Raw genomic sequence first — 14,921 nt, 5'->3', positions numbered from 1 at the left:
TTAGAATGTTTATTTAACGTTTAGAACCAACTTGTAAATAGTTGCATTTAAATCTTCGGTATCGTTGTCTTCACACAGTAAAAAAGTCAATTGATTTCCTTGTTTTTCAAAAAGAGTCAAGCCTTCGAGTTTATGAGTGGGCGATAATTGAATGTGTTTTTCAACTTCGAGTGTCTCGGGATTCATAATTCCCATTATGGTGCCCAAAACTTCACCGTCTTCATAAGTCGAAATGGTATCTTCTGCAGCTGCAAGGAAATAAATTTTATTTTCGATTAGGATTGCGTCTGTAAAGCTGGTTTCAACATGTTTGATTTTTGGTAATATAATTGGGAAAAACTCATATTGATTGTCGGTACTAATTTTGAACACACCATTTTTCGCAGTTAATCCGTTTCCTCTTTGGAATAGAAACAAAGTTTCGTTATTGTATAAAGCGCCTTCGATGTTTAAATCGTCATCAGACATTTTAAATTTTGACTTTAGTTCTTGATAAGTAGATGAAAAATCAGTTTCCTTGACCTCTTTGGTTTTTAAGTTGTAAATAACTTTTTTATTTCTGTTGATAGTAGAACCAGAACCAAAAACATGCAGTTCATTTTCTTTTAATGTTATAGCCTCAAAATCTGGTTTTCTTTTTTTTTCAATATTAACCGAAGCATCTTTTATAAGTGAGTGTTTTACTAAAGGTGATTTATCCAGCCTTTGTTCAAATAAATAACCAGAATTGTCACTAACCATAAATAATGAATTGTTGTGAAAAACTATTCCTGAGGCAGCTCCAATACCTTGAATAGTCAAAAAAGCAAGTAGTTGAATTTTTTCCATATATTTACAAATAAGCATAGCCCCGATTATAGTGGCATCCTTTTTACTGAAACTGAGGTTCTCGAAGTTACCGTAAAAAGATATAGCGAAAAGCGGGAAATTGCTACATACAATAACAAATATACTTTAAAACTATGACAGCTTTTAATTCTCAAGACTTTAAAATCACTAAGCCTTTTAAGTTATCTGACTTTCCAACAGAAATTGAAACTTCATTAAAAGATAAAGAAAAAGAGAAAATGCTTGATGAGGTGCAAAAGCCTTTGAGTGAGTGGCAAGATGTGATGTATGCACATAATCGTTATGGAGTTTTGATTTGTTTGCAAGGAATGGATACTTCGGGAAAAGATAGTTTGATTCGTGAGGTTTTTAAAGAGTTTAATCCGCGTGGGGTAGTGGTTCATAGTTTTAAAACACCCAATTCGACTGAATTAGAGCATGATTATTTATGGCGTCATTATTTGGCTTTGCCAGAAAAAGGAAAGTTTGCAGTTTTCAATCGTACACATTATGAAAATGTATTGGTAACTCGAGTACATCCTGAGTATATTTTAAATGAAAATTTGCCAGGAATTGAAAAAGTAGAAGATATTACGCATGAATTTTGGGAAAATCGTTTTGAACAGATTAATAATTTCGAAAAGCATATAACTCAAAATGGAACAATAGTTTTGAAGTTCTTTTTTTACATGAGTAAAGAAGAGCAACGTAAAAGGCTATTAAGACGTTTGGAAGAAGAAGAACATCACTGGAAATTTTCTCCAGGAGATTTAAAAGAACGCGAGCGTTGGGACGATTATATGAAATATTATGAGGAAGCTATCAATAAAACTTCCAAACCAAACGCACCATGGTATATTATTCCTTCGGACGACAAAGAAATGGCGCGTTATATGGTTGGAAAGATTATTTGGGAAGAAATGCAAAAGTATACAGATGTAAACGAACCTCCTCTTGATGAAAAAGTGAAAGTAAACTTTGCAGAGTATAAAAAGCAGTTAGGTGAGTAATCACAATTTATAACCATAAGCTAGTCGTAAAGCTAATTGTCCAGTGTTAAAATTGCCTACGTTTTCATAACGTAAAGAAATATCTATATGTTTTGTTGCAACACCAACACCTGGATTCCATAAAAAAGAAACTCCTTCGCCAGTGGTACTAAAAGCAGCGCCAAGCTCTCCAAGGATGTAAATTTGATCTCCAATGTGTGACTTAAAACCTGCTTTTGCGGGTATGTAAGCAATGTCTGAAACGGTACTACTAAAATAATGAGTGTAGCCTGTTGTACCTATCAGTGAACTTTTAAGTGTGATATCATATTGAATTCTTCCATCAATACCTGCAGCAAAAACATGATCTTTGATAGGAACACCTCCGCTAAATCCATAACCTAAGCGAATATCGCCCACTTTTTTTTGCCCATAATTGGGCATTGAACATAGAAAAAATACAAGTAGTAATAAGTTTGTTTTAAATAAATTCATAAAAAATTTTATTAGAGAATTGGGTATAGTGTTAACTCGATATCCTTTTTAATTATTGTATTTTTGCGAAAATTTTTTGCCATGAAGCTTTCTGTATACACCAGAGAATTTAAAGAGAACATAAAATTAGCTTACCCAATTATACTTGGAATGTTAGGTCATACTCTAGTGAGTATAGTAGATAATATTATGGTTGGTCGTTTAGGGCCAACAGAACTAGCTGCGGTTTCCTTAGCGAATAGTTTTGTGTTTATTGGTATGTCTTTAGGTATTGGTTTTTCTACAGCTATAACTCCCTTAATTGCAGAGGCTGACGGAGAAAATAGTTTAGTAAAAGGTAGAAGCGTTTTTCACCACGGATTAGTACTTTGTAGCGTTCTTGGTTTAGTATTGTTTGGTGTAATATATGCTGCTAAACCATTAATTGTTTTAATGGGACAACCTAAAGAAGTTGTGGAAATGGCAAGACCTTTTTTAGATTTAGTAGCTTTTTCATTAATTCCGTTAGTTGTGTTTCAAGGATATAAACAATTTGCTGATGGTAAGAGTGAAACCAAATATGCGATGTGGGCTAATTTACTTTGTAATGTGGTTCATTTGTTCTTGAATATTGTTTTAATTTATGGAGTTTGGTTTTTTCCAAAAATGGGGATGCTAGGAGCTGCTTTTGGAACCGTAATTTCGAGGATTGTAATGGTTATTTATATGCATATTGCTTTAAAATCAAAGGATAAATTCAAACCTTATTTCGACGGATTTAGTATTAAAGGGATAGGTAAGGTGATGAGTTTAAAAATTATTAACCTTGGATTGCCATCCGCAATGCAAATGTTTTTTGAAGTTGCTTTATTTACTGGAGCCATATGGTTATGTGGAAGGATTGGAACTGCAAGTCAGGCGGCGAATCAAATTGCCCTGACATTAGCAACGTTCACTTTTATGTTTGTTTCTGGACTTAGTGTTGCGGGAATGGTGCGCGTAGGAAATCAAAAAGGAATTGGTGATTTTATAAAGCTTCGTATCGTTGCAAGATCCATATTTTTATTGGCAATAATCGTTCAAGGAACTTTTGCTTTATTGTTTGTTTTGTTACACACAATCTTGCCTCATTTTTTTGTTAACGAGAATGTTTTGCAAACTGGTGAAGTAATTTCAATTGCCTCTAGCTTAATTTTAATTGCAGCTGTATTTCAATTGTCTGATGGAATACAAGTAGTTGTTTTAGGTGCATTAAGGGGTATACAAGATGTAAAAGTACCAATGTATATTACTTTTGTTGCATATTGGATAATTGGTTTTCCTATTTCAATTTATTTAGGGTTTTATACTAATTTAAAAGCTATTGGCGTTTGGATTGGTTTACTTTCCGGTTTAACAGCTGCAGCATTATTTTTGTACCTTCGTTTTAATAAACTTTCAAAAAAACTAATAATTCATAATACATACTAATAACATGGAATTACCAAAATTTGTACTTGCTGATAATTCAGATTTCCCAGATGATATTTTTATCATTCACCTTGAATATCCTCGTTTTTTAATCAATCTAAAAGATGATTCGGTAGAGTTTATAGAAGAACTTGACGACGAAGATGAGCAAGAGTTAGAGTCTGAAATGGAACATTTGATCACATTAGCAGGTGAATTTTACGATCGCGAAATGGAGCGATATGATGAGTAAACTAAATATTAACAGGTAAAAATCTTGTTTTTTATAGCATAAATCACAAGGCCAATACGGTTTTTTACATCTAGTTTTACAAACAAATTATCACGATAGCCATCGATAGTTTTAGGACTTAAATTCATTTTGTTGGCTATTTCTTTATAAGTCATTTCACTACAAAGAAGTTTTAAAAATTCAATTTCAGTATCTTTTAAAGCTTCTTTTGTGTTTGATTTCCCAGTAATCGAGTTTACTAATACATCAACTACAATATTGGAATGATAAAATCCTGTTTCGATTGTTTTTATAAGTGCAATTTCTAAAGTCTTTTTGTCTACATCTTTCAAAAGATAACCTTTAGCGCCAGCTCGAATCATCTTTAATATTGTACTTTCGTCTTCCTCTACTGTTAAAGCTATTACATATACATCGGGATAATTTTCGCTTAACCATTTAGTGGTTTCGATACCATTCATAATGGGCATATTAACATCCATTAAGATTATTTTTGGTGCACTTTTTGTTTTGAGTGTTTCGATTAATTCTGCTCCATTTTTGCACAAAAAATCTACCTTAAATAAATCAAATTTATTTATTACTTCTGCAATTGCTTCAGATAGTAAAGTATGATCTTCAATTATTGCAATAGAGTATTTTTCCATGATTAGTTTTGATGATAATTGATTGAAAGGCTGGTCCCAATATTTAATTCTGATTCAATATTTACTTCGGCATTAATTAAGTGTCCTCTTTTTTTCATATTAATTAACCCAATACCTCTTTCATTTGTACTAGTAATGTCAAATCCTTTTCCGTTGTCTTTAGCGATAATTACTACTCTGTTTTTTCCGTTTTCTGTATAATAGTTTGTAGATACAGATAGTTTTGTAGCTTTTGAATGCTTTATAGTATTAGAAAAAAACTCTTGTAGAATTCTAAAAATAATTGTTTCAGATTTTGGATTAATAGTAAAAGAATCCCCTTCTGTCGATAATGATGCTTCAATATAGTTTAGCCTATTGAAACGGTCAATTTCTAATTTTACAGCTTCTTCAAGACTAATTTTACTAACATAGTCAGGATTGGTCACTTTAGATAAACTTCTAACTTCATTGAGAATGTTTGTTAAGTTTTCGTTTAATTCAATTGTATCCTGATCTTTTATCTTTTGAAGTTGAATTTTAGCTAATGTTATTAATTGACCTATGTTGTCATGTAATTCCCAACTAATGTTTCGTAGTGTTTGTTCTCTAATTTCAATTTGTGATTCGACAAGTTCTTTTTCAAATTGTTTTTGAGCTTCTACTTGTCGTGTAATTAAAATGTTTTTCTTTTTTTGAAAAATTAGAAACAATAGAATAATTACAAAACATAAGCCAGCAAGGCCTAGTGTTGCAAATATTACTCCTTCGTTTCCGGTTTGCTCCATATGAATCCAATAATATGAATTATATAATAGCTCAAAAGTAAGAAATAATTTACGATAAAAATATAGGGAACAGTATTTGAATCAGAATAGTACTTTCTAACGATATAAAAAGGAATATTAGGGACAAAATAAATCAAATAAGCAGAGCTTATCCAAAATATTAATGATTCAGATATGTATAATACTTTTTCAGAACGTAAAATTTCAAACATAAAGAGCAAAACAGATATTGCAATAAAAGTTGCGCCAATTATGAACGTATTTAGGAAATATTCATCCCAAAAGGATTCAACAAAAAAGTTAATTACAACAGAAAGACAGTAAGCAATTATAAAAAATGAAATTATTTTTTTTGAAATTTTACTTTCTATGTACACTTTGTATATAAAAAGTATGGTAATAAACCTTATAATTTGATATATGTTATATATAAAATAATTGCTTGAAGCGTTATTATAGCTTTGATACAATAAACCAAAAATGTCATTTACACTAGTGTACCAAAGTAGTAATAAAAAATATTTTAATACTGTATTTTTAAATTTATAATAATAAATACTTCCGATAATTGCAGTAATAAATTGCAATATGATTATTAAGTACTTAATGTCTTCTGTTGTAATGTTTTTTAGGGGCATAAATTATTTACATGTTTACTGTTTTGGAGGAGGAAACATGGCAACTTCATTAAGTAATAAACTTGTTTCCTGCTCTTCTAAAAATCTTTGCTTTTGTAAAGTATCACTTTTTTGTTCGCTATGCCCAAGTAGAGCATTGATAACTGATAATTCTCCTTTTAATTTATTATCACGAGTGTTTTTTATGCTAAAAGGTACATTTTCTAAAATGGGATACCTTTTTGATTTTTCACTTGGTGCTGCTGCTATTGTAGGAGCAAAGAAAATAGTTTCTCTTCCGGGAATTAATTTTTCAATTTGTTCTTTATTATAGTTCCCAACTTTAGGATACTGAGAAAAATAAATTCTAACTCCAGTAACTTTTTTGTTATTCAATTCAGATACTTTATCTAATAATTTGATGTAATTTTTTAGAGAGTCTAAATCAATCCAAGCAAATTCAGTTCCTTGATATGTTCCATTTTCTCTATTTCTTTCTATTATTCTTTGAACATCATTTTTATAGGTTTCTTTCATCATTATTCCTTTTCTAACAGGGATAATGTTATGTGGCATTTTTACAACTTCGGTCTCCTTTTTAGGTTCACACGAGGTTAACAACTGTAGTATTAAAGCTACAAGTAAAGTGACGTTTCTTTTAGTTTTCATTTTGTTTATGTTAATTTACTTGCGAAATTATTGCTTATATCACAAAACTAGGACAGGAAAAACACCCTTTTTTGATAATCTCATATATTTAATTTTACTTCTTTTCTGTTTTTTTAATACCAAACGGTATTTTTTTATACATTTGCATCAAAATTAAGTAGTTAGATGTCAAAAGCAGATCGTACTAAGCAATATATCATAGAAAAAACCGCATGCATTTTTAATGCAAAAGGTTATGCAGGTACTTCTATCAATGATTTAATTGAAGCGACTGGATTAACTAAAGGTAGTATTTACGGAAATTTTGAAAATAAGGATCAAGTTGCTCTTGCAGCTTTTGATTATAATTTTGAAAGGTTAGTGAGTTACATCAGAGGGATTATGGATACGAGAAACTCGTCTATTGAAAAACTATTAGTATACCCTGAGACTTACCGCAATTTTTTAACTAATTCAATTTTAATTACTGGTTGTCCAATAACAAATACTTCTACAGAAGCCGATGATACTCATCCTTTATTAAAAGCTAAAGTAGAAAATGCCTATAATTTTTGGGAAGAAACCCTTATAAATCATATCAATAACGGAATTGAAAATGGCGAAATTATTGCTGATATTAATAAGCAAGAGTTTGTTTCTGTTTTTATGTCGATAATTCAAGGAGGAATTTTACAAGCTAAAGTGACGAATAAGATGAATTCGCTTAATTCAGCTATGAGTTACTTAGAGCAGTATATTCTTTCAGTAAAAAAATAAATTTTAAACAACAGTATGCCAGATGGCATTTTTTAATAATAGATAATTGGAAATATGAAAAATGTTTTAGTTGCTTTAGGTTTAATCTTAGGTTTTTATGGTTCAAATGCCCAAGAAGTGAATAAAGTTGGTGGTTTTAATTACCCAGAAAGTGTTGCATCTGATGCATCATTTTTATATGTTGCTGACATAGGTGCAAAAATGAGACCAACAGATAAAGATGGTGATGGAAAGATATTAAGACTTGACAAAGCTGGAAAAGTTATTGACGATAATTTTTTTAAAGAGATTTTGAATGCTCCTAAAGGATTAGCGATAGATGATAATATTTTATTTGTTGCTGATGTAGATAGAGTAGTGGCATTTGATATTAAAACAGGGAAAAAATTATATGAAATTGATTTTGTTCCTCAAACATCATTTCTTAACGATATAGCTGTTTGGGATAAAACGACTTTGTATGTTTCTGCAACTGATAAGAGTAAGCTTTTTAAAGTAAACTTGACAAATAAAACATTTGAAGAAGTTCCTACTGATGTAGCAATTGATGGAATAAATGGATTATATGCTGATAAAGCTGCATCAAGATTATATGTAAATGGTTTTGGTACAAATAACCAAGTTAATGGAACAATTGGTTATATAAACTTAAAGGACAATAAATTCACTCAATTAATTCAATTAGAAGGGCTTTATGATGGAATTACCATTTATCAAGATGTATTGTATTTCACTAATTGGATTGCTATGGAGAAAAAAGGTATTCTTGTTTCGATTGATTTGATGAACAATCATAAAATGACGGTTATGAAGCTTCCTGAATTTATTGGTGGTCCAGCTGATTTAACAGTTTCAAGAGATCATTTAGTTATTCCTGCAATGTTAGAAGGTGCATTATACTTCGTAAACATTAGAAAAGAATTAATGTATATCCACTAAAATAGAATAAAATTACTTAAAGTATTTTTTTAATAATTCTTGAGCCGCTGCAAAAGGTGATTTTTCATTGTTTTGCACGGCTTTTTTATTTTGTTCCAATAAACTTTCTATTTCAGAATTATTGTAAAAATGGTTTTTTAATTGGTCATTGATTGTTTCTAATAACCAGTATTGATTCTGATTGGCCCTTTTGGTTTCAAAATAGCTATTTTCTTTGGTTACAAACAAATAATTTTGAATAGTTTGCCATGTAGTATCAATGCCGGTTTTTTGAATAGCACTGCAAGTGGTTACACTTGGATTCCAACCAGAGCTTTTTGCAGGGAACATATGTAAAGCTCTATTGAATTCAGTTTTAGCAAGTTTCGCTTTAGTTATGTTATCTCCATCAGCTTTATTGATAACAATTAAATCGGCCATTTCCATAATGCCTCTTTTAATACCTTGCAGTTCATCACCAGCACCAGCCAAATTCAATAATAAAAAGAAATCAACCATACTGTGTACTGCTGTTTCGCTTTGGCCAACACCTACAGTTTCAATTAAAATTGTATCGAAACCACATGCTTCACATAAAATGATGCTTTCTCTTGTTTTACGTGCAACTCCTCCCAAACTTTCACCAGAAGCGCTTGGTCGTATATAAGCATTTTCATCTCTTACTAATTCTTCCATTCTGGTTTTGTCACCTAAAATACTACCATGACTAATTGAAGAGCTAGGATCAACAGCTAAAACTGCTACTTTTTTACCAATTGAAGTCAAATATTTTCCAAAAGCCTCTATGAATGTTGATTTTCCAACACCAGGAACACCTGTGATGCCTATTCTAACTGATTTGTTGGCAAAAGGTAAGCATCCTTGTATTACTTGATTTGCTTTCTCAATATGATCTGGATTAGTGCTTTCAACTAAAGTTATGGCTCTACTTAATGCGATCTTATCTCCCTTTAAAATGGCTGTAATTAAATCATCTGCAGTTGGTTGCTTTCTTCTTAATTTTTGAATTTGTTGTATAGAAGATGAACTAATGGCTTCAGGTTGATCGATACCGTCATTTTCTTTTAAGGCTGATTTTTTGGAAGAGGAATTCAAAATAAAGCTTTTCGTAAAAATATGAATTTTTAAGAATTTTATAATTAGTTTGTTTTAAACTTTTTCATTTTTATTTATAGCAAAATACACAATATAAACTTTGTTATACTGTGTATTTGAGATTAAAACACTACAAAAATGCTTTACTTGTTCCGAAATGTATTAAAGTAATTTTACTCCATAGACGATATGTTACAGTGTTGTAATTCAGGTCTTTCTTTGGTGAAATTTGCAAACCAAACGGCTAATTCCTCCAGTTCTGAAACAGTTAAAATTTTAATAGCATTTAAAAGCTCTTTGCAAAATTTTGCAGGGTCTGAACTAACTCTTTCTAGAGTTAATTTAGTGTAAGTAATCATAGATTTAGGCATAATATATTTAATTTAGGGTTGTATAAATATATGAATAAAAAATAAATAATCAAAAAAAATGTTAAAAAATAAATATTTATTATTTATTAATTTTAAAATAATAAGTTAAATTCATTAAATTAACATTATTTAAATTTATTTTTCATAATTAAGTAAATTTAAATTTTGAGTGTATGTTGTGTCTTACAAATCAAATTGTATAGTTAACATTAATAACTTAATCATAAGATTTATAAACTAAAAAATAATTATTGAAATATTATAGTTCCTCGTAATATTGTAGTTTATTTTTTATGGATAATATAATACTAATTTTTGTTTGCATGATTTTGGGTTTTTTACTCAAAAGAAATGCTGCATTTCCTTCATTAAGCTACAAAACACTTAATCAATTTGTGATTTACATTTCACTTCCTGCTGTTGCGTTATATTATATTCCAAAATTAGAAATCAGCTCTAAACTATTATATCCATTGGGAATTGCTTGGTTGGGTTTTTTACTTTCCTATTTGTTTTTTACAGGTTTTTCAAAAGTATTTGGATGGTCTAAAAAGCTTACAGGATGTTTAATAATAGTTGCTGGATTGGGTAATACTTCTTTTGTTGGTTTTCCAGTTATTGAAGCAGTTTATGGAAAACAAGCTCTTGAAACTGCAGTAATTGTGGACCAACCTGGTTCGTTTGTTGTTGTTTCAACATTAGCTATTTTAATTGCTACAATGTATTCAAGAAATACTACTAGTTCAAGCGCTATTTTAAAAAAAATACTTTTGTTTCCTCCGTTTATTGCTTTTATAGTTGCTTGTTTTTTGAACCTAAGTCAAATTGATTTTCCTGAAGCTTTGCAATCAGTTTTTCAACGGCTAGGAAGTACAGTAACACCAATAGCTTTAGTTTCTGTTGGAATGCAGTTAGAATTTGATAGCAAAAGCAAACATTGGAAGTTTTTAACTTTAGGACTTTTGTTTAAGTTATTTATTACACCTGCTTTCTTCTATTTATTGTATGTGGTTATTCTTAAAGGAAATGGTCTAGAGGTACAAGTATCACTGCTAGAATCAGCAATGGCTCCAATGATTACTGGTGCAATTGTAGCATCAAATTATGGTCTTAAACCTAAATTGGCGAATATGATGATTGGATTTGGGATACCGCTTTCATTTTTAACGTTGGGTTTTTGGTATTTTGTATTAAGATGATTTAAAATTTTATATGTATGTGATCAATTTGGTGTATTTGACCAAATACATTATTAGTGAACATCATTCTTTTAGAACTTTTATTGTATTTTGACCTTTTGAATTTTTTACAGTTAAGTAATAAACACCTTTAGATCCTTTGAGTTCAAAGTTTGCATTTAAAAAAGTGTTATAAGCTTCTTTAGATATTATTTTTCCTTGCACATCTGTGATTATTATTTCTAAATCATCAATATCTTGATTAAATGAAAGAAAAAATGTTCCTTTAGTTGGGTTAGGAAATAAGGATAGTTTAATAGAACTATTAAACTCATTAATATTCATAGTAGTAGGATTCAATTTTTGTATAAAAATATCTGTGGCTCCAGCAGAAGTTAAATTTACTATTCCAGTTCCAGGATCAAAATCTGCTGTTTCATAAAAAATTCCTGTAGTGTATATGTTTCCAGTTGCATCTACTTTTGTCGATTTGGGGTAGTCTGAATTGGTTCCACCAAATGATTTTGCCCAAATAAAATTGCCTGAAGTATCTAATTTAATTAAGAAAATATCAGAAGACCCTACTGAAGTTAAGTATGCGGTTCCAGTTCCAGGATCAAAATCTACAGTCCCATTAAAATATCCTGTAGCAAATACATTTCCTGAGTTGTCAACAGTGATTGATGTACCTACTTCGTGATAATTTCCATTTGTTGATTTTGCCCATAGAAAATTACCATCCGAATCCATTTTCTGTACAAAAAAGGCCGGTAGTCCAGCCGATGATAATTGGGAAGTTCCTACACCTGGATCAAAATCTACTGTTCCTGTAAAACTTCCAGTAGTATAGATATTTCCTGCTGTATCAATACTCAAAGATAAACTTTGTTCTGAAGTTGTTCCTCCAAATGATTTTGCCCAAATAAAATTACCGTCAGAATCCATTTTTTGAACAAAAATGTCACTTTCTCCTATAGAAGTTAGGTTGGTTGTACCTATTCCAGGATCAAAATCTATTGTTCCTTCGAAAAATCCTGTAGTGTAAATATTTCCAAAAGAATCCAGATTGATTGAGCTGCAATATTTAGAAGAATTTCCTCCAAATGATTTTGCCCAAATAAAATTACCGTCGGAATCCATTTTTTGAACAAAAATATTTGAGCTTCCAAAAGATGTAATGTTTGATGAAGCATTTCCTGGGTCAAAATCTACAGTTCCAGAAAAATCTCCAGCAGTATATATATTTCCATAAGAATCAATGCAGGTTGATATACCTCTATCGAATGATATTCCTCCAAATGTTTTAGCCCAAACAAAATTACCTGAGTTATCTAATTTTAAAACAAAAATATCATTATTGCCATTTGAACTGAAGTTTGCTGTACCTGTTCCAGGATCAAAATCCACTGTTAGATTAAATAAACCGGTCATATAAATATTTCCTGATCCGTCAATAGTTATGGAATTACAATTATCAGAAGAATTTCCTCCAAATGATTTTGCCCAAATAAAATTACCTAATGCGTCTATTTTTTGAATAAAAATGTCAGTACTTCCTGCAGAAGTTAGATTAGTTGAGTCTGCTCCAGGATCAAAATCTACTGTTCCTGTAAAAGTTCCCACAGTATAAATATTTCCAGCAGCATCTATACTCATGTATAGACTTTGCTCTGAAGAAGTTCCTCCAAATGATTTTGCCCATTCAAAGCTTTGAGCATTTAATAATGATGTAGAGATTAATAAAAGACTTGATAGTAATGTTTTCTTCACTTAGTTATATTTTTAATCGTATTCAGTAATTTTTTAAATTTCTAAAAAGAGGACGCAAAGTTCTGAAAAATATGTGGAATTGTCTTTTTTTTGAAGATTTATATTGTATGATTTTGCGATAAGTATTTTTTTTAAATCAATAAAAGAAGGTTTATTTGCTTTGTTTTGATTCTAATTAACTTTCATAAATTTGTTTAAAATAAACATGACATGCAATTCACACCCGAAATAATACAAAAGCTTGAAGCAATAGTTGGACCTTCATTTGTTTTTACTGATGAAGAAACACGTAAACACTATGGTCATGATGAAACTGAAGATTATAACTTTCCTCCAGGAGTAGTCGTAAAACCTGCCACTGCCCAAGAAGTATCCGAGATTATGAAATTGGCTAATAAATATTACTTGGCTGTAGTTCCTATTGGTGGAAGAACAGGTTTAAGTGGTGGTGCATTAAGTTTATTGCATGGTATTGGGATGTCGATGGAGCGCATGAATAAAATTCTTGAGATAGATGAACAAAATCTACAAGTTACGGTTGAACCTGGTGTGATTACACAAGTTTTACGTGATACGGTGGCTCAAAAAGGCTTGTTTTATCCAGTAGATCCAAGTAGCATGGGAAGTTGTTTTATTGGAGGAAACATTGCAGAGAATTCGGGTGGTGCGAGAGCTGTAAAATATGGTGTTACCAAGGATTATGTTTTGAATCTTGAAGTAGTTTTACCCAACGGAGAAATTATTTGGACTGGAGCAAATACCCTAAAAAATTCTACAGGTTACAATTTAACTCAGTTAATGGTAGGTAGTGAAGGAACATTGGGGGTAGTCACAAAGGCAGTTTTGAAACTTTGGCCTAAAAACTCTCATAACGTTCTGATGTTGGTTCCTTTTTATAAAGCCGAACAAGCTTGTGAAGCGGTATCAGCAATTTTTAGAGCTGGTATTGTGCCAAGTGCATTAGAATTTATGGAAAGAGATGCTATCGATTGGAGTTTAAAATATGTTGACGGAATTTCGGTTACGGTTAAGCCAGAGCATCAGGCGCATTTATTAATTGAGGTTGATGGAAACTATCCTGAAATTTTAATGCTTGAAGCAGAAAAAATTATGGAAGTTGTTGAGAAATTTGAAATCGATGAAATTCTTTTTGCAGATACCGAAGATCAAAAAAATGCATTATGGCGTATGCGTCGAGGCGTTGCAGAAGCAGTAAAAGCAAATTCAATATACAAAGAAGAAGATACAGTAGTTCCTAGATATGAATTACCTAAACTATTAAAAGGAATAAAAGAAATAGGTAATAAATACGGATTTAAATCGGTTTGTTATGGTCATGCAGGTGATGGAAATTTACATGTGAATATTGTAAAAGGAGATATGACCGATGAGAATTGGAAAAAAGAAGTGCCAAAAGGAATTCGGGAAATTTTTGAACTAACTATTTCTTTAAAAGGAACACTTTCTGGAGAGCACGGAATAGGTTTTGTTCAAAAGAATTTCATGGATATTGCCTTTTCAAAATCTCATTTGGAACTAATGGAACAAATCAAATATATTTTTGATCCAAACAATATTATGAATCCAGGTAAAATTTTACCAGATAAAGTATAAACTATCTTAAACGTTAGTTTTTTTACTATTTGAGCACTACTTTTGCAACGTGAAAAAAGCGATTGTAATTGTAGTGTTTTTATTTATTTTGAAGCCAATACTTCCGGTTTTAGAATATGCTATCAATTACGATTATATTGTTAAAGAACTTTGTGAGAATCGAGACAAACCAAAAATGGCTTGTAACGGAAAGTGTCACTTAATGAAAGAACTTGCAAAGGCTTCCGAAAAAGAAATGCCTGCTTCTTCAGATAAAAAATCGGCACATCATGAATTTGAAGTCTTATTTTTCGAAGATAAAAATTACTCACTAGGTTTAAACCAAGAGTTTCCTATTGAAAGTAATTTGAATTCTGAATATTCAAATTTGTATTTCTACCAAGATTCTATTCTTGTCTTTCATCCCCCTACAGTTTAATTATTGATAAATGAATTTATTCTGCTATTTCTTAATGGCAGAAAACCTGTTATTGATTTATTCAATGCAAATTTCTATTACAATAAT

16 protein-coding genes are annotated in these 14,921 nt (G+C 30.7%); 8 read left to right on the top strand and 8 right to left on the bottom strand.

The genetic code is table 11. The features are described from left to right. Positions 1 to 9: 9 nt before the first annotated feature. A complete protein-coding gene (locus BUC09_RS05515; RefSeq protein WP_073309485.1) occupies positions 10 to 828 on the bottom strand; it encodes a DUF6929 family protein in 819 nt (272 codons plus the stop codon). Positions 829 to 962: 134 nt separating this feature from the next. Between BUC09_RS05515 and BUC09_RS05510 the strand changes: the two genes are divergently transcribed. After that, positions 963 to 1,838, top strand: coding sequence for a PPK2 family polyphosphate kinase (locus BUC09_RS05510; protein WP_073309483.1), 876 nt, complete (start codon positions 963 to 965; stop codon positions 1,836 to 1,838). On the opposite strand, the gene BUC09_RS05505 is transcribed toward BUC09_RS05510, so the two are convergent. Beyond that, positions 1,839 to 2,312, bottom strand: coding sequence for a hypothetical protein (locus tag BUC09_RS05505; protein WP_073309481.1), 474 nt, complete (start codon positions 2,310 to 2,312; stop codon positions 1,839 to 1,841). 81 nt (positions 2,313 to 2,393) lie between these two features. Between BUC09_RS05505 and BUC09_RS05500 the strand changes: the two genes are divergently transcribed. Together BUC09_RS05500 and BUC09_RS05495 are read left to right on the top strand one after the other, a co-directional pair. Continuing rightward, entirely contained in the window at positions 2,394 to 3,761 is a 1,368-nt protein-coding gene (locus tag BUC09_RS05500; protein WP_073309479.1) for an MATE family efflux transporter, read from the top strand. A gap of 4 nt (positions 3,762 to 3,765) precedes the next feature. Next, positions 3,766 to 3,993, top strand: coding sequence for a hypothetical protein (locus BUC09_RS05495; protein ID WP_073309477.1), 228 nt, complete (start codon positions 3,766 to 3,768; stop codon positions 3,991 to 3,993). Positions 3,994 to 4,001: 8 nt separating this feature from the next. Here BUC09_RS05495 and BUC09_RS05490 read toward each other — a convergent pair whose 3' ends face one another. From BUC09_RS05490 to BUC09_RS05480, 3 genes are all read right to left on the bottom strand, one after another. Continuing rightward, positions 4,002 to 4,640, bottom strand: a complete 639-nt coding sequence (locus BUC09_RS05490; protein WP_073309475.1) for a response regulator transcription factor — start codon at positions 4,638 to 4,640, stop codon at positions 4,002 to 4,004. Positions 4,641 to 4,642: 2 nt separating this feature from the next. Then, positions 4,643 to 5,407 carry a sensor histidine kinase gene (locus BUC09_RS05485; protein ID WP_073309474.1) on the bottom strand — a complete coding sequence of 255 codons (765 nt, stop codon included), beginning with the start codon at positions 5,405 to 5,407 and terminating at the stop codon, positions 4,643 to 4,645. A 653-nt stretch (positions 5,408 to 6,060) separates the two neighbouring features. Then, the gene (locus BUC09_RS05480; RefSeq protein ID WP_073309472.1) at positions 6,061 to 6,693 is read right to left on the bottom strand and encodes a hypothetical protein; all 633 of its coding nucleotides are present in this window, start codon (positions 6,691 to 6,693) and stop codon (positions 6,061 to 6,063) included. A 165-nt stretch (positions 6,694 to 6,858) separates the two neighbouring features. On the opposite strand from BUC09_RS05480, the gene BUC09_RS05475 reads away from it, so the two are divergent. Together BUC09_RS05475 and BUC09_RS05470 are read left to right on the top strand one after the other, a co-directional pair. Further along, positions 6,859 to 7,449, top strand: coding sequence for a TetR/AcrR family transcriptional regulator (locus tag BUC09_RS05475; RefSeq protein ID WP_073309470.1), 591 nt, complete (start codon positions 6,859 to 6,861; stop codon positions 7,447 to 7,449). A 54-nt stretch (positions 7,450 to 7,503) separates the two neighbouring features. Then, a complete protein-coding gene (locus BUC09_RS05470; RefSeq protein ID WP_073309468.1) occupies positions 7,504 to 8,388 on the top strand; it encodes an NHL repeat-containing protein in 885 nt (294 codons plus the stop codon). A gap of 12 nt (positions 8,389 to 8,400) precedes the next feature. Here BUC09_RS05470 and meaB read toward each other — a convergent pair whose 3' ends face one another. Then, a complete protein-coding gene (gene meaB, locus BUC09_RS05465; protein ID WP_073309467.1) occupies positions 8,401 to 9,483 on the bottom strand; it encodes a methylmalonyl Co-A mutase-associated GTPase MeaB in 1,083 nt (360 codons plus the stop codon). Positions 9,484 to 9,656: 173 nt separating this feature from the next. Then, a complete protein-coding gene (locus tag BUC09_RS05460; protein WP_073309465.1) occupies positions 9,657 to 9,854 on the bottom strand; it encodes a hypothetical protein in 198 nt (65 codons plus the stop codon). A 293-nt stretch (positions 9,855 to 10,147) separates the two neighbouring features. On the opposite strand from BUC09_RS05460, the gene BUC09_RS05455 reads away from it, so the two are divergent. Further along, a complete protein-coding gene (locus BUC09_RS05455; protein ID WP_073309463.1) occupies positions 10,148 to 11,053 on the top strand; it encodes an AEC family transporter in 906 nt (301 codons plus the stop codon). A gap of 63 nt (positions 11,054 to 11,116) precedes the next feature. On the opposite strand, the gene BUC09_RS05450 is transcribed toward BUC09_RS05455, so the two are convergent. Then, a complete protein-coding gene (locus BUC09_RS05450; RefSeq protein ID WP_073309461.1) occupies positions 11,117 to 12,802 on the bottom strand; it encodes an SBBP repeat-containing protein in 1,686 nt (561 codons plus the stop codon). Between the two features lie 210 nt (positions 12,803 to 13,012). Between BUC09_RS05450 and BUC09_RS05445 the strand changes: the two genes are divergently transcribed. Beyond that, positions 13,013 to 14,416, top strand: coding sequence for an FAD-binding oxidoreductase (locus tag BUC09_RS05445; protein ID WP_073309459.1), 1,404 nt, complete (start codon positions 13,013 to 13,015; stop codon positions 14,414 to 14,416). A gap of 49 nt (positions 14,417 to 14,465) precedes the next feature. Continuing rightward, positions 14,466 to 14,834, top strand: a complete 369-nt coding sequence (locus tag BUC09_RS05440) for a hypothetical protein (protein ID WP_073309457.1) — start codon at positions 14,466 to 14,468, stop codon at positions 14,832 to 14,834. Positions 14,835 to 14,921: the final 87 nt, after the last annotated feature.

Source organism: Flavobacterium terrae (assembly GCF_900142035.1).
Taxonomy (GTDB): domain Bacteria; phylum Bacteroidota; class Bacteroidia; order Flavobacteriales; family Flavobacteriaceae; genus Flavobacterium; species Flavobacterium terrae.
The sequence above is the reverse complement of the archived record's forward strand: the minus strand, read 5'-3'. Positions and strand labels throughout refer to the sequence as shown.

What these genes read in the sequence shown, in the direction of transcription:
- BUC09_RS05515 (WP_073309485.1), bottom strand. Translation starts at nt 828, where the DNA reads ATGGAAAAAATTCAACTACTTGCTTTTTTGACTATTCAAGGTATTGGA.
- BUC09_RS05495 (WP_073309477.1), top strand. Translation starts at nt 3,766, where the DNA reads ATGGAATTACCAAAATTTGTACTTGCTGATAATTCAGATTTCCCAGAT.
- BUC09_RS05455 (WP_073309463.1), top strand. Translation starts at nt 10,148, where the DNA reads ATGGATAATATAATACTAATTTTTGTTTGCATGATTTTGGGTTTTTTA.
- BUC09_RS05445 (WP_073309459.1), top strand. Translation starts at nt 13,013, where the DNA reads ATGCAATTCACACCCGAAATAATACAAAAGCTTGAAGCAATAGTTGGA.
- BUC09_RS05475 (WP_073309470.1), top strand. Translation starts at nt 6,859, where the DNA reads ATGTCAAAAGCAGATCGTACTAAGCAATATATCATAGAAAAAACCGCA.
- BUC09_RS05470 (WP_073309468.1), top strand. Translation starts at nt 7,504, where the DNA reads ATGAAAAATGTTTTAGTTGCTTTAGGTTTAATCTTAGGTTTTTATGGT.
- BUC09_RS05480 (WP_073309472.1), bottom strand. Translation starts at nt 6,693, where the DNA reads ATGAAAACTAAAAGAAACGTCACTTTACTTGTAGCTTTAATACTACAG.
- BUC09_RS05490 (WP_073309475.1), bottom strand. Translation starts at nt 4,640, where the DNA reads ATGGAAAAATACTCTATTGCAATAATTGAAGATCATACTTTACTATCT.
- BUC09_RS05500 (WP_073309479.1), top strand. Translation starts at nt 2,394, where the DNA reads ATGAAGCTTTCTGTATACACCAGAGAATTTAAAGAGAACATAAAATTA.
- BUC09_RS05485 (WP_073309474.1), bottom strand. Translation starts at nt 5,407, where the DNA reads ATGGAGCAAACCGGAAACGAAGGAGTAATATTTGCAACACTAGGCCTT.
- BUC09_RS05510 (WP_073309483.1), top strand. Translation starts at nt 963, where the DNA reads ATGACAGCTTTTAATTCTCAAGACTTTAAAATCACTAAGCCTTTTAAG.
- BUC09_RS05460 (WP_073309465.1), bottom strand. Translation starts at nt 9,854, where the DNA reads ATGCCTAAATCTATGATTACTTACACTAAATTAACTCTAGAAAGAGTT.
- BUC09_RS05505 (WP_073309481.1), bottom strand. Translation starts at nt 2,312, where the DNA reads ATGAATTTATTTAAAACAAACTTATTACTACTTGTATTTTTTCTATGT.